Source organism: Candidatus Hecatella orcuttiae, assembly GCF_002009985.1.
Lineage (GTDB): Archaea > Thermoproteota > Bathyarchaeia > Hecatellales > Hecatellaceae > Hecatella > Hecatella orcuttiae.
Genome location: NZ_MTLX02000005.1, coordinates 647,837 through 670,745, shown reverse-complemented (window position 1 = coordinate 670,745; position 22,909 = coordinate 647,837). Strand labels below are relative to the sequence as shown.

Here is a 22,909-nt window from a genome sequence, read left to right as displayed (position 1 = left end):
TGGTTTGATTGTTTAAATCGTCGTCAACTCGTATTTTAGGCTTCCCAGTCCCAGTTTCTGAGCTGTGCGCAGCTGGATGAGGGAGTTGGTTCCGTTTATCTTTCCTAGGATGTCCGGCGGGTCGTGGGGAAGCTGAGCCAGCTTAGGCGCTTGGTCTATCAGGTCGACGGAGGCTTTGTCGACGGCCACAGGGTCGGAGGAGGCAAGGATGCCTACGTCCTGGGTGACAGCCTTCTCCGCGGTGGTGCAGCAGTCGCAGCGGGAAGTAACGTCCTGCACGAAGTTGAGGAAGCCCATTCGGCCTTTCTTGAAGACTTTCGCAACCGCGTAGGCAGCGTGGGCTATGTACACTTGGAAGACATCCCTGCAACCTTCAGGCCAGTAGAAGGCGTTCTTCTCACACACAAAGAGGCAGTTGCAGCAGTGCATACATTTTTCAAGGTCTCGAACAGCCTTGCCTCCCTCCAGCCTGAGGGCTGCATAAACGCAGGCTTCAACACATTTCCCGCAACCGTCGCATTTGGACCCGTCGAACCCTAGGCCGTGGGAGGCATGCTGGGCGGCTTTCCCATGCTTCGTGGTGCATCCCATGGCTAGGTTTTTCAAGGCTCCTCCGAAGCCGGAGAGAAGGTGGCCTTTAGCATGGGATAAGACTATCATGGCGTCGGCTTCGAGGAAGGCGGAGGCAACCTTTACCTCCCTCAGCCTGCATCCGTCCACTGTTCTTTCAACTTCAACGGAGACCCCTTGGTAGCCGTCTTCCCCGTCGGCTATGACAATAGGGGCGCCAACGGTTTCAGGGGTGAAGCCGTTGTAGGCAGCGGTCTCCAAGCAGTCTCGGGCTGTGAAGCGCTTCTGGGGGTAGAGCACCGTGGTATCAGCGACGAAGGGCACGCCTCCCACAGCCTTCACCAGCTCCACAACCTTTCGGACGATGGGGGGCCTGAGGTAGGTGAGGTTTCCCCGCTCTCCCATGTGAACCTTTACGGCAACCCTAGCTCCGGGGGCGGCCACCTCCGCCATTCCCGAGGAGTAGAAAAGCTTTTCAAGGCCGGGTAGTATGCTGGTTCCTTTCCCGTAGTCGAAAAAGTAGACCTCAGCCAAGGCTACCCCTCCCTTTCACGGTGGGGAGGAACAGAGCCTTTAAAACGGTTGCTGGAAGGGGAAACCTGCCTCCTCCCTGAAGCAGGGAAGAGCGGAAGTGAGCTCCCTTTCAAGAAGTCGATGTAAGCTTTCAACATGGCTTCCGCGGTGAACTTCTCAGGCATCAGAGACGAGGCAACTCCAAGCTTCCGCAGTGTTTCCCGCGTTTTCGACCCAATGGCCAGGACTGTCACCGAGCTCTCTAGGGCTTTTTTAAGCTTCCCAGCTAAACCTGCTTTCGCAGCCACCTTGAAGAGGTTTTCGACAGTGGAGGAGCTGGTGAAAGTCACAGCGTCAACCCTAGCCGCAGAGAGGTCTCGGGCGAGCTGAAGCATCCTCGACCTGTCTGAGGGAAGCGTCGACCGGTAGACGGGAACCTCCACCACCTTGGCTCCCAAGCCTTTCATCCCCTCCCGCAGGTAGGAGTCGGCGTCCTCCGTTCGAGCTATCGCCACAGTCTTGCCTTTTAGGCTCAGGTTTCTGAAGGCTTGGATGAGCCCTTCAGAGCTATAGGGGGCGGGAACAAGCTTCACCCGGACGCCTCTCTTTTCCAGCTCGCTCCGGGTCTTAGGACCTATGGCCGCAATCTGAGTTCGGCCTAGAGCCTTCCGCAACTCCCTTTCCAGCCCCAGAATTTTGGAGATGCCGAAGAGGCCTCGGACGCCGTTGACGCTCATGAATATGAGGTAGTCGATCTTGCGTTGGACAAGAGCCTTGATGAGAGCCTCCGCCCGCCTTAGGCTCTTAGGCGGCTTTATCTCCACCGTGGGAGCTAGGTAGACGCAGCCCCCTTCCTTCCGGATTAGCTTGGAAATCCCGCGAGCCTGCTCCTCAGGCCTGGTGACGGCGATGGTTTTACCTCTAAGGGCCATGGGAGTTCACGGCTTAAACCAAGAAAGCTCCTTGTGCAGGTGAACTATGTCCCCGACGACGATGACGGCGGGGGGCTTAACCTTTCTCCGGGAGGCCTTCTTCACGATGTCTCCCAGTGTCCCCAGGGTTTTTCTCTGCCGTTTTGTGGTGCCTTCCTCGATGAGGACCACAGGGGTCTGCGGGCTTCGCCCTCCCTCTAGGAGGCTTTTGACAATTTCACCCAGCCTCTTGGCTCCCATGAGCACCACGATGGTGTCAACGGAGGCGGCTATTTTATCCCATTTCACCCAGCTTTCCCGTTTCCTAGGGTCCTCATGGCCGGTGACAATGGCCACGGAGGAGGCGTAGTTTCGGTGGGTGAGGGGAATTCCAGCGTAGGCCGGCACGGCTAGGGCTGAGGTTACCCCCGGCACAACTTCGAAGGGAATCTTGGCTCTGCGGAGCTCCTGAGCCTCCTCCCCTCCACGGCCGAAGAGGAAGGGGTCTCCCCCCTTCAGCCTGACCACGGTTTTCCCCTCAGAGGCTTCCTCCACTAGGATTTTGTGGATGGCTTCCTGGGGTATGGTGTGGCTTCCGTGAGCCTTGCCAACGTAGATCTTCTTAGCCTTTCTAGGGGCTAATTTAAGGGACGCTCTGGCGATCAGCCGGTCGTAGACGACGACGTCTGCCTTTTTCAGGATCTTCAAAGCTTTAAGCGTCAGGAGCTCCGGGTCCCCGGGTCCAGCTCCCACGAGGAAGACCTTACCTTTTTTCATAGAGGGCCCTCCAATGTTGGATGAGTTCCCCGGCTCCCTGCCTCCTCATCCTTCGAGCCAGTTTCACCCCGGCTTCTTCAGGCGACTTCACGCTTCCCACCTCCCAAGTCTGAAGGCATATCTTTCCATCAGGCGAAAATACAGCCGCATGGAGGAGCAGTCGACGTCCCTGCACACAAGCGAGGGCTCCGAGGGGAACCTTACATCCCCCGCCCATTTCCCTGACAAAGACTCTTTCAGCTAGGACCTCCGCCCTAGAGGGAGAATGGTCCACGCGGCTTAGAATTTTTAAGACCTCCCCGTCGTCTTCTCTTGAAACCACTGCCAAGGCGCCCTGCCCTGGCGCTGGGGTGAAACGGTCCGGGGGCAGACGTTTGGTTGCGAGAGAGCCCATGCTCAACCTCCTCAACCCGGCTTCCGCCAGTATGACCGCATCGAAGAGTCCCTGTTTCACCTTTCTAACCCTTGTGTCTACATTGCCTCGGATAGGCTTCACCTGGAGGTCTGGTCTGAGGGCGTGGAGTTGAGCTGACCTCCTAGGGCTTCCCGTGCCCACCACGGCGCCTGGGGGTAGGTTTTCCAAGCCTAGGTTTCCCCGGGAAACAAGAACATCGTAGGGGGACTCTCTCTCCGGAACAGCGGCGAGGGTCAGCCCTTGAGGCAGCTCGGTGGGGACGTCCTTTAGGCTGTGGACGGCGAAGTCAGCTTCACCCCGGAGGACGGCCATGTCGATTTCTTTTTCGAAGATTCCCTTCTCCTTGATGGCTAGCAGAGGCCTGCGGGAAAACTTGTCCCCAGTCGTCTTGATGACCTTGGTTTCAACCTTCAAGTCTGGGAGAGCCTCGGTGAGCTTCTGCACTACAGAGTCTGTTTGGATGAGGGACAGCTTGCTTCCCCTAGTTCCCACGATCAGTTTCATGGCAACCCGCTACCGGAGTGATTGAAAAGCCGCGTCTGCCGCCTCCAAGGTTTCAGCCACATCCTCCTCGCTGTGCGCGGTGGAGAGGAAACATGTTTCAAACTGAGAGGGGGGAATGAACACTCCCCGCTCCATCAGTTTTCTGTGGTAGCGTTGAAACTTAGCCTTATCCGAACTCTGCGCCGCCTTGTAGTCGAAGACAGGCTGGGGGGTGAAGAAGACCTGAAACATGGAGGCCAAACCGTTCACCTGCACCGGCACTTTTCGGTCTTCGGCGAGGTCGGAGAGTCCTTTTCTGAGGGCGTCGCCCTGCCTTTCCAGTTGGCTGTAGATGAGGGTTTTCTTCTCTCTTAGAATATTCAACATTGTAAGCCCTGCCACCACGGAGATGGGGTTGCCGCTGAGGGTTCCGGCTTGGTAGACTTTCCCCACCGGGGAGACAAGCTGCATGAGCTCTTTTTTCCCTCCGAAGGCGGCCATGGGGAAACCGCCCCCCATGATCTTCCCCAAGGTCACCATGTCGGGTGTGATCTGGAAGTATTCCTGAGCTCCTCCCAAGGCAAGCCTAAACCCGGTGATCACCTCGTCGAAGATGAGGATGATTCCGTTCTTTTCCGTCAGCCTTCTGACCGCTTGAAGGTAGCCGTTTCTGGGAAGGATGACCCCCGCGTTCCCCACCACCGGCTCCATGAGGACCGCGGCGATTTCCCCTTGGTTTTTCTCCACAACCTCTTCCAACGCGCCTAGGTTATTGAAAGGCACAACCAAGGTGTTCTTGGCGGAGTCCTTCGGAACCCCTAGGGATGTGGGCGCTCCGAAGGCAGTAGCCCCGGAGCCGGCTTGGACGAGGACGTAGTCGTGGGCGCCGTGGTAGCAGCCCTCAAACTTCACAATTTTATCCTTTCCAGTGCAGCCTCGGGCAACCCGGAGGGCGTGCATGGTGGCTTCGGTTCCGCTGTTCACCACCCTAACCATTTCAACGCAGGGAACAACCTCAACTAGGAGCTCCGCCAGCTCCACCTCGGCTTCAGTGGGAGTCCCGTACATCGTCCCCTTCCCCAGCTGCCGGCGGACGGCTTCCACAATCTCCGAGGGAGCATGTCCCAGCAGAAGGGGTCCGTAGGCCATGCAGTAGTCGATGTAAGCGTTCCCATCCACATCGAAAAGCCTGGACCCCTCAGCGTGATCGGTGAAGAAGGGGTAGGGCTCAAAAGCCCTGACAGGACTGTTGACGCCTCCGGGCATGAGGCCCTTAGCTTTCTCGTAGAAGCTTTTGGACGTCTTCATTCTTTCAGCCACCCAGCCGCTTCCTTGGCGTGGTAGGTGAGGATGATGTCGGCTCCAGCTCTCTTGATGGCGGTTAAAACCTCAAGCACCGCCGCCTTCTCATGCACCCAGCCTCTCGCAGCCGCCGCCTTGATCATCGAGTATTCTCCGCTGACGCTGTAGGCGGCGGTGGGCATTCGGAACGCGGTCTTCACCCGGTGGATGAGATCTAAGCAAGGGAGAGCCGGCTTCACCATGACGATGTCCGCTCCCTCCTTTACGTCCAGCTCCACCTCCCTCAAGGCTTCGTCGGAGTTGGCGTAGTCCATCTGGTAACTTCTCCTGTCACCGAAAGCTGGAGCCGAGTAGGCGGCTTCCCTAAAGGGGCCGTAGAAGCTGGACGCCTGCTTGGCGGAGTAGGCCATGATGGCCACGTTTTCGAAGCCCTCCCGGTCTAAGGCCTTTCGGATAGCTTGAACTTGACCGTCCACCATAGCTGAGGGAGCCACCACGTCGGCTCCTGCGCGAGCGTGGCTGAGGGCGACTTTTTCCAAAACCTCCAAGGTGGCGTCGTTGACCATCTCCTGCCCTTGGAGGATGCCGCAGTGCCCGTGGCTTGTGTACTGGCAGAGGCAGACATCCGTCACCACCACAAGCCTGTCGCCCATCGCCCTCTTTATCTCGCCTATCGCCTGCTGGACGATGCCTTGGGGGCTGTAGGCTGAGGAGCCCCAGTCGTCCTTGGTTTTGGGGATTCCGAAGAGGATGAGGGCGGGGATTCCGAGGGAGGCAACTTCCTCCGCTTCCTCCGCCACCCTGTTGAGGGGGAGTTGAAACTGGCCGGGCATACTTTCGATGGGCCTAGCCTTCTCAAGGCCTTCTTCCACGAAGAGGGGATAAACTAGGTCGCTGGGAGTCAGAACCGTCTCCCTTACCAGCTGCCTAAGCTTCGATGTCCTTCGCAACCTTCTCATGCGAAGCGTTGGGAAGACCACGGGTTTCCCCTCCGGCTTTTAGGTTGAAGAGCTCCTGAACCGCCGAGATGAAGGCAGCTTGGTCTTTTTCAGCAGCCTTCCTCAAGGCTTGAACAGGATAGTGAAAAATCCGCTCAACAAGTTCACGGGACAGGTCCTCGAGAAACCTCCGCCAGCGCCCATCTCCTCCACCCAGCATCCTGAGAGCTCTTTCCACTTCTTTTCTCCGAATTTCCTCAGCCTTGCTGTAGAGGGCTGAGATCACCGGCTCCACGGTTTCCCGCCTCAAAGCTGACTCCAAATTTTTAACCTCCCTCTCAACAATCCTTTCAGCCTTTTCCACCTCTGCGGCGCGCATTTTAAGATTTACCTCCCCAAGTTTTTGGAGGTCATCGATGTTGTGGAGTTGAACCCCCGGAAGGCGGGCTATCTCGGCGTCCACGTTCCTAGGCTGGGAAAGATCGATGATGAGCAGGGGGTTCTCCGCCTTACTTCTCCTCCTGAGAGCTTCCTCCACTGCTGACAGCCTTAACACTGGGTGGGGCGCTGAGGTGGCGACCACCACCACGTCGGCTTCAGCCAGAAATTTCCCCAGCTGACTGAAGGACACAGCTCGACCGCCCAGCATCCGAGCCAATCTGACGGCGCGGGGATAACTTCGGTTGGCCACGATGACCGCGGCCTGCCGTCTGGCTGCGAGAGCTTTCCCCACCAATGTGCCGGTTTCCCCAGCTCCTAGGATGAGAAACCTCTTTCCTTCCAAGCCGTTGAGAACTTCTTCTGCTAAATTCACGGCCACCGAACCTATGGAAACAGCACCTCGGCCTATGCTGGTTTCAAGGCGAACTCGACCCCCCGTCTTGATCGCCTTGGTGAAAACTTTTTCGAGCAGAGGGCCTACGGTGTCGTTTCTCTTCGCTTCTTGGAGGGCTTTTTTAACCTGGCCGAGGATCTGAGCTTCCCCGATTACCATGGACTCAAGGCCTGAAGCCAGCCGGAAAAGGTGGGTTATAGCCTCAGTGTCATAAGCTGCTTCGATGAGGCTGTAAAATTTCTCTTTCTCGACGTTGACTTCTTTCCTCCAATACTCGCCGACGGCTTCTCCGGCTTCAGGGTTTTGGGCTGCGGTGAAGATCTCCACCCGGTTGCAGGTTTGGAGGATTACAGCTTCGGCCACGTTTTCGATATCCCGTATTTTCTTTATGGCTTTTTGAGGATCTTGGAAAGTGAGTTTCTCAAGCAAAGGTATGGACGCTCTCTTGTATGTAGCCTTGAGGTTGAGGATCCTCAAAACCCCGAACCCATCCTTAACAGAAGATTTCCTTAATGCTGCGGCGATACTTAGATGGGCGGTTTCTCTAATAAGTTTTCTCCAAAAAATCAGCTGTAGAAAAAGCCTTATTACTCAAAAACTTTTTTACATGTTACCCAAAAAAACAAGCTAAAGGAAGGCATACCTTCAGAGGCTTTAAAACTTTCAAGGATGCTCTCAGCCATGGTCTACAACTTCACACCCCGCCTCATATCTTGGAACACCACCTTCAAATGCAACCTGAGATGCGCCCACTGCTACATTGACGCCCAGCAGCGGGTGGACGACAGAGCCTTAACCACCGAGGAAGGACGGAGGCTGATTGAGCAGATCGCTGAAGTAGGCAAACCCATCCTCATCCTCAGCGGCGGAGAGCCTTTGATGAGGGATGACATCTTCCAGCTTGCCCGCTGGGGGACGGAAAAGGGCCTAAAGGTTGTCATGGGCACCAACGGCACTCTCATAACCGACATCATCGCGGAAAAGCTGAGGAAGGCAGGAATATCCAAGATAGCCGTCAGCCTGGACTCAGCAAACCCTGAGAAGCATGACAGGTTCCGAGGCCTCCGAGGCTCTTGGGAGGCAGCTGTCAGGGGGATAAAGGCCAGCCTCCGCCATGGAATCGACCTGCAGGTTAATACCACCGTCACCAAGGATAACTACGGGGAAATCGAAGACATTTTAAACCTGGCCCAAGAGCTGGGAGCCAGCGACTTCCATCTTTTCTTCCTCGTCCCCACGGGCAGGGGAAGAGAGCTGGAAGACCTTTCGCCGGTTGAGTATGAGAAAATGATAAGGAAGCTCCTGGGGAAGAAAGGCGGCTACAGTTTTGAGGTGAAACCCACCTGCGCGCCGCAGTTTATGCGCATAGCCAAACAGGAAGGCTTGGAGCTGAAGAGGTGGGGGCGCGGCTGCATCGCCGGGCTCTGGTACTGCCGAATCTACCCCACGGGGGAAGTCACTCCCTGCCCCTACCTGCCTGTGGAAGCCGGCAACGTGAGGAGAGAAAGCTTTAAGGACATATGGTTTCACTCCGAGGTCTTCAAGAAACTTCGAAACTTCGACAATTTGAAGGGAAAATGCGGCGTCTGCGACTACAGGGACATCTGCGGGGGATGCCGGGCTCGCGCCTATGGGTTAACCCGCGACTTCACCGACGTCTGCGGAGGCTTGAGAGCGCCCACAGGGCTGGAGGGAGACTACTTGGCCGAGGAGCCTTGGTGCGTCTACCAGCCGAAAAAATTCAGGTGATCCTCCCCGCACTCGCCCTCTTGAACTCTTTTGTGCTGAAGAGGATGATGAAGTCTTTTATCCCCGTCTTCTTCGCCATGCGGGCTACCAGTCTTCGCACCGTCTCTTGGTTGGGGCCGTGGACAACTGTGTAGAGGTTGTAGTCCCATTTTCCCGGCACCGTCCGGCGTTCGTAACAGTGGGTTACTTCTGGGAAGCGGGAGAGAGCCGTTCCCACGGCTTCCACACGGCCGGAGGGCACCTTCCAAGCGACCATGGCATTAGCCAATATTCCCACCTTCGGCGGCCTGAGGGAAGCTCCGAACCTTCGGATGACACCTTCTTCCCGCAGAAGCTTCAGCCGGGATAGGATTTCTCCGGGGGTTATTCCCAGTTTCTCGGCTATGAGGGCGAAGGGTTCACTGGATAGAGGTAAACCTTCTTGAAGCAGATACAGTATCTCCCGGTCTATGCTGTCCATATTTTCATCCCGAGATCGGCTTATTCCGTGAAGTTGAACTTCAAACCTATTTTGAAGACACGTTGGGAGCGGAGTTCTAGGAAATCATCTTCTCTAATCCCTGTTTTCCTCTTTATCTTTTTAAGAACCTTTTCCAGCTCCTCCTCATCACGGGCTGTCACGGTGAACCACAGGTTGTAGGCGTTGTCCCTTTCATAGTTGTGAGAAACTTCCTTGAAGCCGTTGATTATCCGAGCTACTCTTTCAACTTCACCCTCAGCCACCTTCACAGCGACTAGCGTCGAAGCTTTCAAACCCACCTTCCTCGCGTCGATGATAGGACCGATCCTAGATATCACCCCCTCTCTAAGGAGGCGTTTTACACGGCGGATCGCTTCCTCTTCTCCCACACCGAGTTTGGCTGCAACCTCAGCCCAAGGCTTCTCCACCAAGGGAAAATCGTCTTGCACCAGTTGAAGCAGTTTCCTGTCGGTCTTGTCGAGGGTGACCATGCGTAGGGTTCTCCTTTAATAGGAGGAAAAACGACTCCTATATTAGCTATCGGCTGGCTGAATGGAAACCTACAAGAGGAGGCCTAAACGGAGAACATCTGAAAAAAAAGGAAAGAAGGAGAAGGCCTTGATTCGTTTCACCGAGCTTCTGCACGGAAAGGGTGTGGTAAGCGAGGTTATCAAGCATCGCACACAGCCGCCTCACCTGCAGCCGAGCAAGTTTCTGGCCTTCACCGAAACCCGGCGACCTCTCGTTTTCTGGAACATGACGAATGAATGCAACCTCTCCTGCAGCCACTGCTACCTCAGCGCAGGGCCCTCGGCGCGGAGGCAGGGGGAGTTGTCGCTGGATGAGGCTAAAGCTTTCATAGATGACCTTTCCCAGATTCCAGTCCCTCTCCTCATGTTCAGCGGAGGGGAACCCTTGGTTAGGGAGGACTTCTGGGAAATCGCCAGCTACGCCCGGCGGAGGGGCTTGAAGACAGCGCTGAGCACCAACGGCACCCTCATAACGGAGAAGGCGGCGGAGAGAATAAAGAGCCTAGGAATCGAGTATGTTGGAATTTCCTTGGACGGCGCGAGCGAGAAGACCCACGACGCCATGAGGGGGCAGCCGGGAAGCTTCCAGAAGGCTGTGCAAGCCCTGAGAAACTGCATCAGGGTGGGATTGAAGTGTGGGGTGAGAGTTACCGTTACCCAGTTTAATTTTCATGAACTCCCCTCCCTCATCGACCTCTCCGCTCGGTTGGAGGTGCCTAGGTTCTGCCTCTACTGGCTTGTTCCCAGCGGCAGAGGTAAGGTGAACTTCACCCGCAGAGAACTGGAACGCAGCCAAACAGCTTGGGTTTTAGATGTCTTATACAGGAAAGCGAAGGAACTTGGCCCCAGCCGCATGGAAATCCTGTCGGTGGACGCCCCTCAAGACGCTGTCTACTTGCTGAATAGAATGAGGGAGGAGAACTCGCCGGAGTACGAAGGCGCCGTTAGGCTTCTCCAGTTTATGGGAGACGCGTGCAGCGCGGGGGACAGAGTTGCCAACGTGGACGCTGTGGGAGACGTCTATCCCTGCCAATTCGCCCAGCTGAGAGAGTTGAGGATCGGAAACGTAAAGGAAAAAAGCTTCAGCCAGCTTTGGAATGAGAGCGACAGCCCTGTTCTTTCAGCCTTCCGAAGTAAAACAAAAAACCTGAAGGGGAAATGCGGGCTATGCCCCTACAAAGAGCTTTGCGGAGGAGGCTGCCGGGTGAGGGCCTACGTGAAATACGGCGACTTGCAGGCTGAAGACCCCTCCTGCCTCTACGATGGCGTCCACTAAGGCTGAGTGAATCCTAGGCTTTGAACTGCGGGAGGAAGGGAAAGTGCTCATCGACTTGAAGCTGGACGGGAAAACTGTCCTCATAGTAGGCGGCGGGAAAGTCGGCGAAAGGAAGGCTGAAAATTCTCTGGAAGAAAGGGCGAAGGTCGTGATAGCCAGCAGAGACTTCACTCCCCGCCTTAAAAAAATGGGGGAAACTGGGCGAGTCAAACTGGTAGAGCTTGATGTGGAAAAGAATCTCCCCAAACTCCGCAGGGTGATGGCTCAGTCCAGCGTTGTGTTCGCTGCCTGCGATGACCGCTGCCTCAACGAGGCTGTGGTGGGGGAGGCGAAAAAGCTCGGGGTTCTCGTCTGCGCGGTGGACAATCCTTCGGTGAGCGATTTCATCACCCCGGCGGTGGCTAGGGTGGGGGACTTCAGGATAGCCGTGTCCACTCGGGGGAAAAGCCCTGCCATGGCTAGGATTCTCCGTAAAAGAGTGGAAGAGACTATAACCCCGGAAGACCTCTTGCAGGTTAAACTTCAAAACCATGTGAGAACCCGGCTGAAAGGCATGAGTTTAGGGGAGGACTCCAAACGCCGCTTGCTCTACAGGATCATCAGAGACAAAACCGTCAAACAGCTGCTGAGAAGACGGAGGCTCGGGGAGGCGAAAAAGCGGGCGGAAGAAGTCATAAAAACTCTAAGGCCCTAGACGCTTTCTCCACTGCTTCCACCGCTGTCTCCCCCAGCACCCTTATCATCGGCTCCCTGCCTTTCTCCCCCAAGTCGTAGAGGACGTCGGGCACTTCCCCCGCCCGGAGAGCAGCCGTCCGGAGGCCCCAGGGCAGCGTGCTTCCTTCCACCTTTTTCACAGGGCCGGGTTCCTTCCGCCGGTTGAAGCTTCTCGTTTTCATTCCCGCCTTCTTCAAGGCTTGAAGCAGTCTTCTGTGGTAGTGGAGGTTCAAAGCCGCCCTCTTGGAGGACCCCAACTGAGTGGCGGCTAGGATGAGCCGGGCCATGTGGGTGGAGACTCCGAATCTGACGGGGCCTGAGGCTTTGATTTCACCGCCCTCCCTCCGGATTCTTCCCTCCACGGCGGCCACATGGTTTGTGGAGGTGGGATAGGGCAGCGCCATGGCCACTTGGCTGCCTACCTGGGCGATGAAGGGGTGAAACCTCTTATCCTTCACAATCCTCCACCGGGCTTCATCCACGTTCCCCGCCACAGCGGCTTTTTCAGCTTCGTTGTAGAGGGGAATCAGAGGGTTCACCACCTTCAAGCCGCTTCCCACCTGGAGGCCGAACTGGAAAAGGGGATGAATGTAGGCCTCCACCTCCTCTACCGCCTTCCAGGGCTCCAGCCCCTTAGCCAGCAGGGCTGTGAGGGCGGCTGAGAAAACACAGCCTCCCCCGTGCAGGGAGACGGGAAGCCGAGGTTTGGGGTAGACTGCGAATTCTCCCTTCCAGTAGAGGAGGTCTACGGCCTTGCCGCCTCGGAGGTGGCCTCCCTTGATCACGACGCCTTTCACCCCTAGGTCGGAGATTTTTCTAGCCGCCTTCTTCAGCTCTCGGAGGCTTTTTATTCTGACCCCTGAGAGTTTTTCTGCCTCCCAGAGGTTGGGAGTGGCCAGCGTTGCCTGGGGGAGAAGCCTTCGGGCGTAGGCTTCCACAGCGTCCTCAGCCGACAGCCGTCTCCCGGTGGTCGCCTTGAAAACAGGGTCCACCACGGCCTTTTTCAGCCGGCCGTCTTCCATGAAATCTGAGACGCATTCCACGGTTTCCCGGCTGGGGAGCATGCCGGTCTTGAAGGCGTTGACCTTCAGGTCTGCCAGGAGGGTTTCCAGCTGCTTTTCCAGAAACCTAGGCTCCACGGGTGAAATTTCAGCGACGCTTCGGGTGTTTTGGGCTGTTAAGGCTGTGACTGCGCAGGCGCCGTGGACTCCTAGGGCGGAGAAGGTTTTAAGGTCAGCGGCTACCCCTGCGCCTCCGCAGCTGTCCACTCCCGCTATGGTGAGGGCGACGGGAAGTTTTCTCTCAGGACGCATGGATAATCCTCCGGTTCCTGAAAGATAAGGATGCAGGGAAGCTATTTAGCTCGACCGCTGAGCTGCCGCACTCTTCTTCTCGCAGGTGGAGAAGCTGGACTGAGTGTTTTGAGAACGCAGCTAATGTTTCAGAAGACGGTCTCTCTCTTTCTTCACCGTCTCCCCCAGCTTGGTGGAGGGCTTATAGGCTCCGCCTGCAAAGGTGAAGCCGCATCGAGAGCATTTCCAAACTCCCACGCTGAACTTTTTCACGGCCCTCCGGAGGCATTGGGGGCACTCGTAGATGCTTTTAGCTTCTTCTTCAATCTTAGCCCGAGCCTTCCTGAGGCTGGAGCCGCCTCGAGCTCCGAACCTGCCGACGATTCCTACTTTTTTCGTTCGCCCCATGGTTTCAGCTACTCCTCGAAAAACTTTCTCCGAATCTCCGAAGACTTTTCTCGGGCTATCTTGAAGCATTCAAGAATTTGGTTGAAGGCGAAGGTTCCGGCTCCGCTTTTCTGGACAGCGCAAAGCTTGTTATCTTTGGTCAGCGTCATGGTTACCTTAGCCTGCGCCATGTTCTCCTCCTCCAAGTTGGGGTCGACCAGAAGTTTGCCGTCTATCTCCGCCACCGTCACGGATATAGGCGTGTCCACCACCGGCAGTTTTTCGAATTCACCCGTCCTCTTGACTTCACCGTCCTCCCCGACTTCAACCTTGGGCAGCTTGGCTTGTTGAAGCGCAGCCAAAGCAGCGTACTCGGAGGCATCCACCAAGTTTCCGTCGTGGTTGAGAATGTAGATGTCTACGAAGACCACGTACACAAGGCGGCCGGGGGTGAGGACCAGCTTCTCCAAGTCCACAGCCTTAGACTCCCGGATGCCTCTGTCCACTATTCGAGCAAGCTCGATAGAGTTCTCATTAGGAGGACCGGGCTCGAAGAACTCGTGAGCCAAGGGGACGAACTCGGCGTTGACGGTTAGGACCCCTTGGTTTGGCGTGTCAGGGTAGGGTTCCCCAGCCTCGATTTTAACCCCCACCAGCACCCGGGTGTTTCCCAAGGTGACGGAGGCTGAGCCTTCCGCCTTCTCTATGATTCCCCTTTCCAGTGTGATTTCCCTCTGGGCGAGAAGGTCTCGCCCGTCGATCCTCTTCCCTGAGGCGAGAAGCTCCATCATCTGTTTGCTTCGAATCTTAGCCAGAGGTTCGGCTTGAGAGGTTATGGACATGCTTCACTTCCCTCCTTTCTCCTCAGCCTCTAAGGCTTCCTTCTCCGGGAGGTACCTCTGCTTCAAAGCCTGCTTCTGGATTTCATAGAGACTCCGGCAGCCTTTCTGAGCCAGCTCCAAGGCTTCCGCAAACTCCTCCTCGGTGAACTGCCCATCCATCTGGAGGAGGGAAATTCTGCCTAGGGCTGGGATGACAGCCACAGGCATGTCGGCTTCCCCCTCTTTATCCTCCACATCGTTCAAGTCCAAGACTATCTGTCCCTCCACTTTCCCCACGGCGCAGGCAGCGACCAAATCCCTGAGGGGGATGCCTGCGTCGGCTAGGGCGAGAGATGCAGCCATGGTCCCAGCGCACCGGCTTCCCCCATCCGACTCCAGGACTTCGATGAACACGTCTATCATGCTTCGGGGGTAATACTCGGAGAACACAGCGGGCTCCAAGGCTTCTCTTATGATCTTGGAAAGCTCAACCTCCCGGCGGGAGGGAGCTGGGGATTTCCTTTCCTCGGTGGAGAAGGGAGCCATGTGAAACCGGCATCTGATGATAGCCCTGTCCGGGTTTCCCAGATGCTTGGGGTGAGCTTCCTTCGGCCCGTAGACGGCTACCATGATCTTGTTTTTCCCCTGCTGGATGTAGCTGGAGCCATTGGCGTTGGCCAGCAGGCCTACTTCCATCTTGACAGGCCTCAGCTCATCCCACCGTCTTCCATCCACCCTTAAACCGTTCTCATCGATCAACTTACGGCTGCTTTTCATCCGTCTTCACCTCTTTTCCAGCTTCCAAGAAGGCTTTGATTCGGTCTGTCAGCCCCGTGGTGTGAGCCTGCTCCTCCACCATCCTGACAGCTCTGATAACAAGTTCCACCTTCTCCGGGTTTCTGCCGCTGATGTAGATTCTTCCATTCTGGCCGACGACGATTTCGCAGCCACTTTCCCGTTTTATCATGCTTATCATGGAACCTTTTCTCCCAATAAGCCTAGGAACCTTGGTGGGAGTCAGCCCCACAACCACCCCGTCGCGGACTTTTCCCAAGCCGGGCCCTTGGATGGTTATAACCGGGTCTCGGGTTCTGTCGAAGGCGATGACCTTAGAGACGAGAATTTCGCCTATTCCGAAGATGCGGGTGAGAGCCTCCAACCGGGGGCCGAAGGGTTTACCCTTAACTTCGGAAATCGGGAGGATAGCCGTATAGGGGGCGTTGATGTCCACATGCCAGCCGCCCATGCTCACATCGACCACCTGTCCCACCACCAAGTCTCCCACCGCCGGCATGTAGGGGCCTTTCAACGGCACAACGGAGATTTTTTTCCCATCTATTTCCGCCAGCCCCAGCTTTTGGGAGTAAATCTTCCCCTCAGACTGGTAGCTGTTCTCCCCGGCGATGAAATCCCCTTCAGCCAGAGGCTCTCCCGGCGTGACCAGCTGTCTTTTTTCCACCAGAACAGCCATTTCAAACTCCTCTCTTAAACCATAAAGGGAACACGAACATTCAACGAAACTATTTCAAAAGCCTGCTCTCCACGGAGCCCTTTGTCAGGTTTCCCAGCTTCTCCAAGAAGGGGCCGTGAAGCCCTACAGGCATCTCCACCACCGCCACCAGCGAGCCGTCGGAGGTCCACTGTTCCTGTTTGATGGTGCCGAAGGATTTCAGAGTCCCGTAGGCTGCGGGGGCATAGCGTGGCGGAAGTTTAACCTCCACAGAGACCATCTCCATCTTCAACGGCAGCACGGGGCGGAGGGCTTGGATGAGCTCCTTAGCCTGCTCCTCGGTGCTTCGAAAGGGGTCGATGGACACGCGGACCTGACCCATGGCCTGCTCCACCCTGAGGGGGGGATGAGGCAGCCCTGTTCTGGGATCGGCGCAGTATTTGCAGATGAAGGCTACTATCTGCCGTTTCTTATCTTCAATAAGCTGTCTTCTCTGCTGGGCGGTGAACTGAAGCTCTCCCTTATCCAGGATGACCTTGGAGACGGCTTGGGAGTCAAGGGTGCCGAAAGCCTTTTTCAGTTTTTCCTCGGAAGCCCGCTCCCCTTTGCTTACGTCTTTGAAGATCGTTTCACTTATGAGAATCTGCGAGAGGCTCACCGGCTTACCCAGCTTGTAGTCCATGGCCTTGTCAGGGTGTACCATTATTTCAAACCTGTCTCCGCCCAAAACCAGCCTTGCCACGGTGTACTTTTGGCTCATCCCCTATCCGCTGCCTTGAAAGAATTCGCCTTCTTGGCGTATTTTTCAATCTCCTCCCAGGAGAGGATTCTGAACTTCTTGGTTTCTTTATCCACAAAAGCCATCTTAATCTTGGAAGGTTCAAGCTTACCTTCCATCACCTTGGAGAGACAGTAAAGAGCCAAGGCTGCCGCCTCATCCAAGTTCATGTCCTCCCGGTACTCCTTCTCCAGAATGGGCTTAACCACATCAGCCCCAGCGCCTATGGCCACAGCTTTGAAGCCCCAGTAGGCTCCGCTGGGCTCGCTGAGGAAAACCCTGCTGCCGGTTTTGTCGATGCCGGCGAAGATGATGGAAGCCCCGAAAGGCCTGACCCCAGCGTGCTGCGTGTAGAGTTGAGCTATATCTCCAGCCCGCTTCCCCAGGACCTCGATGCCTATGGGCTCATCGTACATCAACCTGTTGGACTGGGCGTAGATGCGAGCCTGATCCACCATTATCCGCGCATCACCCATCAGCCCGGCCACAGCTGCACCCACATGCTCATCTATTTGAAACAGCTTCTGAGGCACGTTGACGTCTTGAAGCACGGAGAAAGGTCTCTCCTCCACAGCCAGCACAACCCCGCCGTTGCAAGCCATGCCAATGGCGGTTGTGCCCTTTCTAACAGGTTCAAAGGCGTATTCCACCTGGAAAATTCGGCCGTCGGGGGAGAAGACAGTTATAGCTCGGTCGTAAGCACTTGGAGGAACAAAACCCATACTACACACCTCTCAAAATTTCAATTCCCATCTTTTCCTATCCTTCTCTCTCAATCAATATACTTGCAAAATTAAAACTTTTCCCCCCTCTCACAAGCCTGCGGGGACTTCGGAGCAGACGATGGAGTTAAAGCCCAGTTTCCCGCCTAAACTATTGAAGCCCATGAAGAAGCAGGCTCCTCTCTACCCCACCGTGCGGGAGGCAGTTCTCTACGACAAGGTGGGAAACAACAAAGTCCGCTGTCGAACTTGCGAGAGAAGATGCATCGTCACCCCCGGCGAAGACGGCTTCTGCCAAACTAGGAGGAACAAGGCGGGGAAGCTTTACACGCTGGTGTACGGGGACATATCCTCCCTGTCAGCCAACCCCATCGAGAAGAAGCCCTTCTTCCACTTCTGGCCGGGAACTTCGGCTTTAACCATCGGCACATGGAGCTGCAACTTCGCCTGCCCTTGGTGTCAAAACAGCGACATCAGCAAATACCCCCCAAACCCGGCTAGAGCCAGCTACGTCGCCCCTGAAACCCTTGTGAAAATGACCCTTCGCGAAGGATGCCGGGGTACTTCGATTTCCTTCAACGAACCCACCCTGCTCTTCGAATACAGCCTCGACGTCTTCCCCCTGGCGCGAGAGAGAGGCCTTTATAACACCTATGTCTCCAACGGCTACATGACCGGAGAGGCCTTGGAGATGCTGAAGGCCGCGGGAATGGACGCCATCAAATTCGACGTGAAAGGCGGCGGGGAAGCGGTTCGACGTTACTGCGGCGCCGATGTGGAGGTTGTTTGGAGAAACGTGGGGAAAGCCAAGAGGCTGGGAATGCACGTGGAAGTAGTCAACCTAGTGATCCCCGGATTAAACGACAGTGAAGACTGCTTGGAGGAGCTGATAGAACAGCATCTGAAGGAGGCAGGGCCTGACACGCCTCTCCATTTCACCCGTTTTCACCCTGACTACAAAATGACGGATAGGCCGAGGACCCCGGTGGAGACGTTGGAAAAAGCCTATCGCACGGCTAAGAAGGCGGGCGTCCGGTATGTGTACCTAGGCAACGTGCCAGGCCATCCGGGGGAGAACACCTACTGCCCCGGCTGCGGGGAGCTGCTCATCGAGAGATTCGGCTTCACCGTCTGCAAGTACAAGGTTTCGAAGGAGAAGAGATGCCCCCGGTGCGGGTGGGAGATTCCCATCGTGGGGGAAGCTCAGGGCTTCGGAGGCTGAAGAAGCCAGCCGGCATCCGGGCGGTTTAAAGTATCTTTTTTACGACGCCTATGCCTTTGGCGTTGGCTTCCCTGAACACGAAGTTCTGCCCCTCCACCACGTATTCAGGGTTGTAGAGGAAGCTGAACCTAACCCTGCCGCAGTCCCCGGTTCTCAGCACGCCCTTGCCGTGGATCTCAGCGAACTCCGCAGCCTGGCGGACGGTGTGAAGGTGCACCACCGCTTGGTAGCCCGGGCGGATGGTGGTGGGGTGGTGGAGAATGAAGACTTCCCCCTCAAACTCAGTCACCGCCTTGGGCTTAGCTTCAACGCTGAGGAGAACCATACCCTTCCGGAGTTCCTCCACTCTGATCCCGGCTAAGGCTAGGCAGGCGTCGTTCCCCGCAACCGCGCAGTCTACAAAGGTTCTGTTGAGGTGGATGGATTTTATCCTCACGTTTCTGAAGCTGCCGTCCTTGAAGGGTCCGAGGAGGGCGTAGTCGTTTTCGGAGATGCCTCCCTGCATGACCAACCCGGAGACCACCGGGCCTACGCCTCGCACGTTGAAAACCTCGTCCACGTACATCAGAAACTGCCTGTTAGCCTGCTCCACCCACCGGGTTCGCTGGGGGAGAAGGTTGAGGAAAACCCGGAGGAGGTCTATTCCTCGGCCTGTGACGTTGGAGATGGTGAAGATAGGGGCCACTCGGCCGCAGGGCATGACCTTGGAGGCCACCACGGCGTCGTCGAAGTTTCTGATGGGGAAGGGCACAGCGTTGACCTTGGGAAGCTTCACAAGGCTTTGGATGTCCCTCAGGGTCTTCTCCAGAAGATGCGGAGCCAAATCCGCCTTGGTTATCACGAAGATCATGGGAAGCCTTAGGCCCACCACTACCTTCAGATGCTCCACCGTCATGGGCTTGATCCCCGTGTTCGCAGCCACGGTGATGAGGCAGTAGTCAGGCTGGTGGCCCATGATGCCGCGGAGGGTAGTCTTAAAATATCGTTCATGCCCGCCCAAGTCCACAAAGTCCACGATCTTGCTGGAGTTGAGGAAAATCTCCGCCTCGTCCAAGGGGGAGGCGGAAGAGTAGTTCACCGTGTTCCCAGACTCGTCGAAGCCTAGGGGGTGAGAGGAAACCGAGGAGGTTCTCCGCATCTTGATTTCGTGGAGGTAGCGGGCTACCTTCACCATGGCGCCTCCGTTGCCGTCGTCCAGCTCCCCGGTCGTCAGAACGCTTACCAGGCTGGATTTCCCAGAGTCCACGTTTCCCAGGACGGGGATGTAGAGCCAGATGGGGAAGCTGCCTGCTTCCTTGGTCCTCCGAATCAGAACCTCGCAGGCTTCACCTATTTTCCCGCTGACTTTGCGGATGAGGGTGAGTTTGGCGTTGATTTTTCTAGCCGCCTTCTCCAGTGTTCGCAGGGTTTCGTCTAGGTCTCGGCCGTTTAGCCCCACGACTTCCCCGTCGTCCATGACTCCGAGTTCGTAGATGGCTTCCCCCAGGCCTTCTTCAAGCCGGTACTTCAGCTGGGTGGCTATTTCATCCAGCCTTTCCGGGGAAACGTCCACCAGCCTGAGTTTGTATTCTACGTTGCCCTGAGGCTTTTCCCCTTGCATGTTTCAAACCGTGTTCAACGTTTTCCCGTGTGCATGGAAGATTGTTTTTTGGATTTTTAAAGCTTCGGGAACTTAGCCCTCAGGCTTTCTAGGAGGCGGCAGGGTTCGCAGAGGGGCTGAGAAGCCGGCTCCCCGCAGAGTTGGCACTGAGAAAGCTGGGATGGGAAGGACGCCTTCACCGCGGGCTTAAGCTTCTCGAAGGAGCGGTAGAGCTTAAACTTGGAGCCAGGATGCCTAGCCTCCAGCCGGTTTACAAACTCCCTGACCTCCGTCCTCAAGGCTTGGGGCGCATAGGGGCAGATGGAAGATTGGAAGTCAACGCCCTTCAGGTAGGCGTAGAGGGCGACCTCGTTCTCAGGAACCTCGCTGAAAGGCTTCACCCTCTGCACCAGCTTCTCAGCCCCAGGGGTGACGGCTTCCACCCTCGAAATCCGGCGGATGTCGCCGTGGACTAGGTTGAGCAGCATAGTCTGAACCTCATCGTCCAAGGTATGCGCTGTGGCCAGTTTGTCGGCGCCCATTTCTCGGGCGACCTTGTTCAAAGCCCTCCGCCGGAGGACTCCGCAGTAGGAACAGGGGGTCATCTCCCCTCGGATGTCTTTGATTTTTTCCGCTAGGGTTTGGAGGGTGAAGCCGTAGAGCTCCCGGAAGCTCACTACCACATGTTCCACGTTCAATTCTTCGCAGGCCTTCCGGGCGTTTTTCACGGCTTCCTCCCGGTAGTGGGGGATGCCCTCGTCGACGGTGAGGGCGAAGAGCCGGGCCTTGGGGAAGTTTTTCTCAATCCGGTGGAGAATGTAAAGGAGGGCCAGGCTGTCCTTCCCCCCGGACAGGGCGACGGCTATCTTGTCCTGCTCCCTGAACATGCGGTATTTGGAAACGGTCTGGCGGACCTGCTTCTCCACGGAGCGGAGGAAACATCCCCTGCACAGCCGCTCCCCTGAGTAAGGGCGGAAAAAGACAGGGGGGCTTCTCCCGCACTTGTTGCAGAACAGAAGCATCTTCCTCCGGGGGAACTCAACTTCGCAAACTCATGTTGAAGGCGCGTATATCTCATCTCCGGCGCTGAAATAAAGTTTTATCCGTTCAGTCTTAGGAAAAACTATTGGATGGTGGGTCAGTAAACACAGGGTGGTCGACGGGAAGTTACGAAGCCTCGACCATTCTTGAGCCTCGTGGAAGTGGGATGGTTTGACGGGGAAGTTGATCTACGAGGAGAAATCCTATCGACTGCTCTTTCCAAGCTCTTTCAGAATCTATGAAGACGGTGTAGAGGCCTATTTCTGGCCTTACAGGCATGTGATTCCCCTTTCAGACATAGAAGAGGTTAGGGTCTTGGAGGGAATCCCTTGGTATGTGGGCTGGGGGCTCAGGCTGAATCCCTTTGGAAAGAAGCTATATTTCGCCATCCACCACGGGAGAAGTGTAGAGATCAGGAGAAGAGGAAGCTACTGGAAAGAAGTGGTCATGTCGGTTAAAAACCCCGAAAAATTCGTTTCCACGCTTAAAACGCTCGGAATCTGACTTCCTACTTTCAGCCAGAAGCTTCCAAGTATCATTCTACGTCCTTTATTCTTCGTGGGTGAGGGAAAGATGGCAGCCATCCGGTTTGGGTGAACAAAGCAAAGGATTTTATATGGATATGAAGCCGAACCTCATAAATGTCAGCGTGATGTTCAGTCCGAGGAGGAGAAGGTAGAAGCCGGTGAGGCCGACGCGGAGAAGCCGGGCTCTCTGCCCGACGTATTTTTCCGCAAGATGGTAGAAGAAGCCGTCTCCGTCCAGCGGGTAGATGGGAAGCATGTTGAAGATGGCGATGTTGATGGACCAGACTTGGACCCAGAAAACAGCCCAGTAGTAGTTCATGAACCTCACGTAGTTGGAGGGGTAGATGCCTACGATAGCCCGGGTCTCATCGTCCTCCGCCCCCATGGTGGCCACGGCCAAGTCGGCTTGGGTGCCGTTGTGGAATTCAACCCTCAGCACCACGGTGGAGCCCACTGAAACCTTCTCCATCTCCCTCCGGAAAGCTTCCAGGTGAGAAGTGGGAACACCGTTGACGGATTTGATGATGTCTCCGGCTTGAAGCCCTGCCTCCGCCGCGGGGCTTTCCTCCACCACCTGGTTGACCATGACCCCGGCTGGGGGGAAGAGAGCGACGATGAGGAGAATCATGAGCAGGCCGAAGACTAGGTTGGCTGAGGAGCCTGCGGCTAGGATCCTGAGCTTTTTCTCCCTCTCCGCTTTTTTGAAGCTTTCCTCGTCAGGCTCCACGAAACCGCCGGGAATCAAGCCTAGGAGGACTATGCCCGCGGATTTGACGTCGACTTTTTCATGTCTCGCCACCACGCCGTGGGCGAATTCGTGGACGAGGATGATGATGCCGGCGGAGAGGAGGAAGTAGGGCAGGGTTTCCCGGATGGTCAGAACCGGCACCGCGGGGAAGATGGGGAAAGCTTCCTCCACCCGGAAGAAGAAGGAGTAAAGGTTTTTCACGAAAATGTAGGTGGCGAAGGCTGTTAAGCCGACCCCGAGGACCAAGGAGATGTTGCTCATCACGGGCAGGGGGCGTCTGAGCTTGCCGGCTAGGAGTTCCAGAAGCCCGTTGACTTTTTTAGTCCTGAGGATGAGGATGAAGGGCTTGATGTCTAAGCCGCGTTCCCTCAGCCTAAACCGGCTTCCCAAGGAGTATATTAGAAGCCAAGCTAGGAGGAAAAGCAGAATCAGCAGGTTTCCCTGCCCCGTCAGCCCAGCGTTCATGCTCATCCTTTTTCCTCTGGAGGCCCAGCCTCCACGGCTTCGGCCATCCACGTTAGGTAATCCCGAAGCCCGGCTGATGCTTTGAAGGCGATGATTTCAGGGAGCTCGTAGGAGTGGATTTTTTTTATCTCCCTCTCCACCGAGGGGTAGTGTTTCTTCAGGGTTTTAACCATCAGGATGCATTCTTTTTCCCTGTCCAGTTTTCCCTTCCACCAGAAATTCGACTCCACACCGCCTAGGATAGACACGCAGGCTGCCAGTTTTCTCCGGAGGAGGTGGCGGGCGATCTTCCTAGCCTCCTTCACGCTGGAGGTGGTGGTGTAGACTACGATGGCTTCCATGGAGGTCTTCCCCTGAAATTTTCATAACACAGCGTCTTCCTAACTTTTAAGGACTCTCCCTCT

Annotated in this window: 25 protein-coding genes; 5 read left to right on the top strand and 20 right to left on the bottom strand. The window is 56.1% G+C overall.

Annotated elements, in window-relative coordinates; all coding sequences use genetic code 11:
• Positions 1–12 precede the first annotated feature (12 nt).
• The 7 genes from BWM17_RS06515 to hemA are packed head-to-tail and all read right to left on the bottom strand — an operon-like array spanning position 13 to position 7,221.
• Positions 13–1,104 carry a DUF362 domain-containing protein gene (locus BWM17_RS06515; RefSeq protein WP_309493129.1) on the bottom strand — a complete coding sequence of 364 codons (1,092 nt, stop codon included), beginning with the start codon at positions 1,102–1,104 and terminating at the stop codon, positions 13–15.
• Between the two features lie 2 nt (positions 1,105–1,106).
• Positions 1,107–2,015 (bottom strand): uroporphyrinogen-III synthase, encoded by a 909-nt coding sequence (locus BWM17_RS06510; protein ID WP_309493128.1) that lies wholly within the window; start codon positions 2,013–2,015, stop codon positions 1,107–1,109.
• Positions 2,016–2,021: 6 nt separating this feature from the next.
• Positions 2,022–2,771 (bottom strand): uroporphyrinogen-III C-methyltransferase, encoded by a 750-nt coding sequence (cobA, locus tag BWM17_RS06505; RefSeq protein WP_309493127.1) that lies wholly within the window; start codon positions 2,769–2,771, stop codon positions 2,022–2,024.
• A complete protein-coding gene (gene hemC, locus BWM17_RS06500; RefSeq protein ID WP_309493126.1) occupies positions 2,758–3,690 on the bottom strand; it encodes a hydroxymethylbilane synthase in 933 nt (310 codons plus the stop codon). Before hemC ends, cobA begins: the two co-directional genes overlap by 14 nt.
• 9 nt (positions 3,691–3,699) lie before the next feature.
• Entirely contained in the window at positions 3,700–4,977 is a 1,278-nt protein-coding gene (hemL, locus tag BWM17_RS06495) for a glutamate-1-semialdehyde 2,1-aminomutase (RefSeq protein WP_309493125.1), read from the bottom strand.
• Complete coding sequence (hemB, locus tag BWM17_RS06490) at positions 4,974–5,930, bottom strand: porphobilinogen synthase (protein WP_342766506.1); 957 nt, start codon at positions 5,928–5,930, stop codon at positions 4,974–4,976. Before hemB ends, hemL begins: the two co-directional genes overlap by 4 nt.
• Positions 5,899–7,221: a glutamyl-tRNA reductase gene (gene hemA / locus BWM17_RS06485; protein WP_309493123.1), complete on the bottom strand. Its 1,323-nt coding sequence runs from the start codon at positions 7,219–7,221 to the stop codon at positions 5,899–5,901. The genes hemB and hemA overlap by 32 nt, the downstream gene beginning before the upstream one ends.
• A 192-nt stretch (positions 7,222–7,413) precedes the next feature.
• Here hemA and BWM17_RS06480 point away from each other — a divergent pair, with 192 nt between their 5' ends.
• Positions 7,414–8,493 (top strand): radical SAM/SPASM domain-containing protein, encoded by a 1,080-nt coding sequence (locus BWM17_RS06480; RefSeq protein WP_309493122.1) that lies wholly within the window; start codon positions 7,414–7,416, stop codon positions 8,491–8,493.
• On the opposite strand, the gene ahbB is transcribed toward BWM17_RS06480, so the two are convergent.
• A complete protein-coding gene (gene ahbB / locus BWM17_RS06475; RefSeq protein WP_309493121.1) occupies positions 8,486–8,953 on the bottom strand; it encodes a siroheme decarboxylase subunit beta in 468 nt (155 codons plus the stop codon). The two genes, BWM17_RS06480 and ahbB, sit on opposite strands and share 8 nt — an antisense overlap.
• 20 nt (positions 8,954–8,973) lie before the next feature.
• On the bottom strand, positions 8,974–9,444 hold the full coding sequence (locus tag BWM17_RS06470) for an AsnC family transcriptional regulator (RefSeq protein WP_309493120.1): 471 nt from the start codon (positions 9,442–9,444) through the stop codon (positions 8,974–8,976).
• Positions 9,445–9,571: 127 nt separating this feature from the next.
• Between BWM17_RS06470 and BWM17_RS06465 the strand changes: the two genes are divergently transcribed.
• Positions 9,572–10,759 carry a radical SAM/SPASM domain-containing protein gene (locus BWM17_RS06465; RefSeq protein ID WP_309493119.1) on the top strand — a complete coding sequence of 396 codons (1,188 nt, stop codon included), beginning with the start codon at positions 9,572–9,574 and terminating at the stop codon, positions 10,757–10,759.
• Between the two features lie 43 nt (positions 10,760–10,802).
• Positions 10,803–11,453 (top strand): bifunctional precorrin-2 dehydrogenase/sirohydrochlorin ferrochelatase, encoded by a 651-nt coding sequence (locus BWM17_RS06460; RefSeq protein ID WP_309493118.1) that lies wholly within the window; start codon positions 10,803–10,805, stop codon positions 11,451–11,453.
• Here the strand turns inward: BWM17_RS06460 and thiD are convergent.
• The 7 genes from thiD to psmA all read right to left on the bottom strand — a co-directional run bounded on the left by thiD (position 11,431) and on the right by psmA (position 16,923).
• Entirely contained in the window at positions 11,431–12,786 is a 1,356-nt protein-coding gene (gene thiD, locus BWM17_RS06455; protein WP_309493117.1) for a bifunctional hydroxymethylpyrimidine kinase/phosphomethylpyrimidine kinase, read from the bottom strand. The two genes, BWM17_RS06460 and thiD, sit on opposite strands and share 23 nt — an antisense overlap.
• Before the next feature lie 120 nt (positions 12,787–12,906).
• On the bottom strand, positions 12,907–13,173 hold the full coding sequence (locus BWM17_RS06450) for a 50S ribosomal protein L37ae (RefSeq protein WP_309493116.1): 267 nt from the start codon (positions 13,171–13,173) through the stop codon (positions 12,907–12,909).
• A gap of 8 nt (positions 13,174–13,181) precedes the next feature.
• Entirely contained in the window at positions 13,182–13,994 is an 813-nt protein-coding gene (gene rrp42, locus BWM17_RS06445) for an exosome complex protein Rrp42 (RefSeq protein ID WP_309493115.1), read from the bottom strand.
• Between the two features lie 3 nt (positions 13,995–13,997).
• Positions 13,998–14,750: an exosome complex exonuclease Rrp41 gene (rrp41, locus tag BWM17_RS06440; protein WP_309493114.1), complete on the bottom strand. Its 753-nt coding sequence runs from the start codon at positions 14,748–14,750 to the stop codon at positions 13,998–14,000.
• Entirely contained in the window at positions 14,734–15,444 is a 711-nt protein-coding gene (rrp4, locus tag BWM17_RS06435; RefSeq protein ID WP_309493113.1) for an exosome complex RNA-binding protein Rrp4, read from the bottom strand. Before rrp4 ends, rrp41 begins: the two co-directional genes overlap by 17 nt.
• A gap of 49 nt (positions 15,445–15,493) precedes the next feature.
• On the bottom strand, positions 15,494–16,183 hold the full coding sequence (locus tag BWM17_RS06430; RefSeq protein WP_309493112.1) for a ribosome assembly factor SBDS: 690 nt from the start codon (positions 16,181–16,183) through the stop codon (positions 15,494–15,496).
• Positions 16,180–16,923, bottom strand: coding sequence for an archaeal proteasome endopeptidase complex subunit alpha (psmA, locus tag BWM17_RS06425; RefSeq protein ID WP_309493111.1), 744 nt, complete (start codon positions 16,921–16,923; stop codon positions 16,180–16,182). Before psmA ends, BWM17_RS06430 begins: the two co-directional genes overlap by 4 nt.
• Before the next feature lie 121 nt (positions 16,924–17,044).
• Between psmA and amrS the strand changes: the two genes are divergently transcribed.
• Positions 17,045–18,145 (top strand): AmmeMemoRadiSam system radical SAM enzyme, encoded by a 1,101-nt coding sequence (gene amrS, locus BWM17_RS06420; RefSeq protein WP_309493110.1) that lies wholly within the window; start codon positions 17,045–17,047, stop codon positions 18,143–18,145.
• Between the two features lie 25 nt (positions 18,146–18,170).
• Here amrS and BWM17_RS06415 read toward each other — a convergent pair whose 3' ends face one another.
• Both BWM17_RS06415 and BWM17_RS06410 read right to left on the bottom strand, forming a co-directional pair.
• The gene (locus BWM17_RS06415) at positions 18,171–19,745 is read right to left on the bottom strand and encodes a GTP-binding protein (RefSeq protein ID WP_309493109.1); all 1,575 of its coding nucleotides are present in this window, start codon (positions 19,743–19,745) and stop codon (positions 18,171–18,173) included.
• A gap of 56 nt (positions 19,746–19,801) precedes the next feature.
• A complete protein-coding gene (locus BWM17_RS06410) occupies positions 19,802–20,746 on the bottom strand; it encodes a TIGR00269 family protein (protein ID WP_309493108.1) in 945 nt (314 codons plus the stop codon).
• A 190-nt stretch (positions 20,747–20,936) separates the two neighbouring features.
• Between BWM17_RS06410 and BWM17_RS06405 the strand changes: the two genes are divergently transcribed.
• Positions 20,937–21,269: a hypothetical protein gene (locus BWM17_RS06405; protein ID WP_309493107.1), complete on the top strand. Its 333-nt coding sequence runs from the start codon at positions 20,937–20,939 to the stop codon at positions 21,267–21,269.
• A gap of 108 nt (positions 21,270–21,377) precedes the next feature.
• Here BWM17_RS06405 and BWM17_RS06400 read toward each other — a convergent pair whose 3' ends face one another.
• Together BWM17_RS06400 and cutA are read right to left on the bottom strand one after the other, a co-directional pair.
• Positions 21,378–22,511, bottom strand: a complete 1,134-nt coding sequence (locus BWM17_RS06400; RefSeq protein WP_309493106.1) for a site-2 protease family protein — start codon at positions 22,509–22,511, stop codon at positions 21,378–21,380.
• Positions 22,508–22,846, bottom strand: a complete 339-nt coding sequence (cutA, locus tag BWM17_RS06395; protein WP_309493105.1) for a divalent-cation tolerance protein CutA — start codon at positions 22,844–22,846, stop codon at positions 22,508–22,510. Before cutA ends, BWM17_RS06400 begins: the two co-directional genes overlap by 4 nt.
• Between the last annotated feature and the right edge of the window lie 63 nt (positions 22,847–22,909).

Bases quoted from the DNA above. Each gene is read 5' to 3' on its own strand.
- BWM17_RS06450 (WP_309493116.1), bottom strand. From the start codon at position 13,173: ATGGGGCGAACGAAAAAAGTAGGAATCGTCGGCAGGTTCGGAGCTCGA.
- BWM17_RS06410 (WP_309493108.1), bottom strand. From the start codon at position 20,746: ATGCTTCTGTTCTGCAACAAGTGCGGGAGAAGCCCCCCTGTCTTTTTC.
- amrS (WP_309493110.1), top strand. From the start codon at position 17,045: ATGGAGTTAAAGCCCAGTTTCCCGCCTAAACTATTGAAGCCCATGAAG.
- hemB (WP_342766506.1), bottom strand. From the start codon at position 5,930: ATGAGAAGGTTGCGAAGGACATCGAAGCTTAGGCAGCTGGTAAGGGAG.
- hemC (WP_309493126.1), bottom strand. From the start codon at position 3,690: ATGAAACTGATCGTGGGAACTAGGGGAAGCAAGCTGTCCCTCATCCAA.
- BWM17_RS06400 (WP_309493106.1), bottom strand. From the start codon at position 22,511: ATGAGCATGAACGCTGGGCTGACGGGGCAGGGAAACCTGCTGATTCTG.
- BWM17_RS06430 (WP_309493112.1), bottom strand. From the start codon at position 16,183: ATGAGCCAAAAGTACACCGTGGCAAGGCTGGTTTTGGGCGGAGACAGG.
- BWM17_RS06510 (WP_309493128.1), bottom strand. From the start codon at position 2,015: ATGGCCCTTAGAGGTAAAACCATCGCCGTCACCAGGCCTGAGGAGCAG.
- ahbB (WP_309493121.1), bottom strand. From the start codon at position 8,953: ATGGACAGCATAGACCGGGAGATACTGTATCTGCTTCAAGAAGGTTTA.
- rrp41 (WP_309493114.1), bottom strand. From the start codon at position 14,750: ATGAAAAGCAGCCGTAAGTTGATCGATGAGAACGGTTTAAGGGTGGAT.
- BWM17_RS06415 (WP_309493109.1), bottom strand. From the start codon at position 19,745: ATGCAAGGGGAAAAGCCTCAGGGCAACGTAGAATACAAACTCAGGCTG.
- hemL (WP_309493125.1), bottom strand. From the start codon at position 4,977: ATGAAGACGTCCAAAAGCTTCTACGAGAAAGCTAAGGGCCTCATGCCC.
- cutA (WP_309493105.1), bottom strand. From the start codon at position 22,846: ATGGAAGCCATCGTAGTCTACACCACCACCTCCAGCGTGAAGGAGGCT.
- BWM17_RS06470 (WP_309493120.1), bottom strand. From the start codon at position 9,444: ATGGTCACCCTCGACAAGACCGACAGGAAACTGCTTCAACTGGTGCAA.
- psmA (WP_309493111.1), bottom strand. From the start codon at position 16,923: ATGGGTTTTGTTCCTCCAAGTGCTTACGACCGAGCTATAACTGTCTTC.
- cobA (WP_309493127.1), bottom strand. From the start codon at position 2,771: ATGAAAAAAGGTAAGGTCTTCCTCGTGGGAGCTGGACCCGGGGACCCG.
- rrp4 (WP_309493113.1), bottom strand. From the start codon at position 15,444: ATGGCTGTTCTGGTGGAAAAAAGACAGCTGGTCACGCCGGGAGAGCCT.
- BWM17_RS06480 (WP_309493122.1), top strand. From the start codon at position 7,414: ATGCTCTCAGCCATGGTCTACAACTTCACACCCCGCCTCATATCTTGG.
- rrp42 (WP_309493115.1), bottom strand. From the start codon at position 13,994: ATGTCCATAACCTCTCAAGCCGAACCTCTGGCTAAGATTCGAAGCAAA.
- thiD (WP_309493117.1), bottom strand. From the start codon at position 12,786: ATGCGTCCTGAGAGAAAACTTCCCGTCGCCCTCACCATAGCGGGAGTG.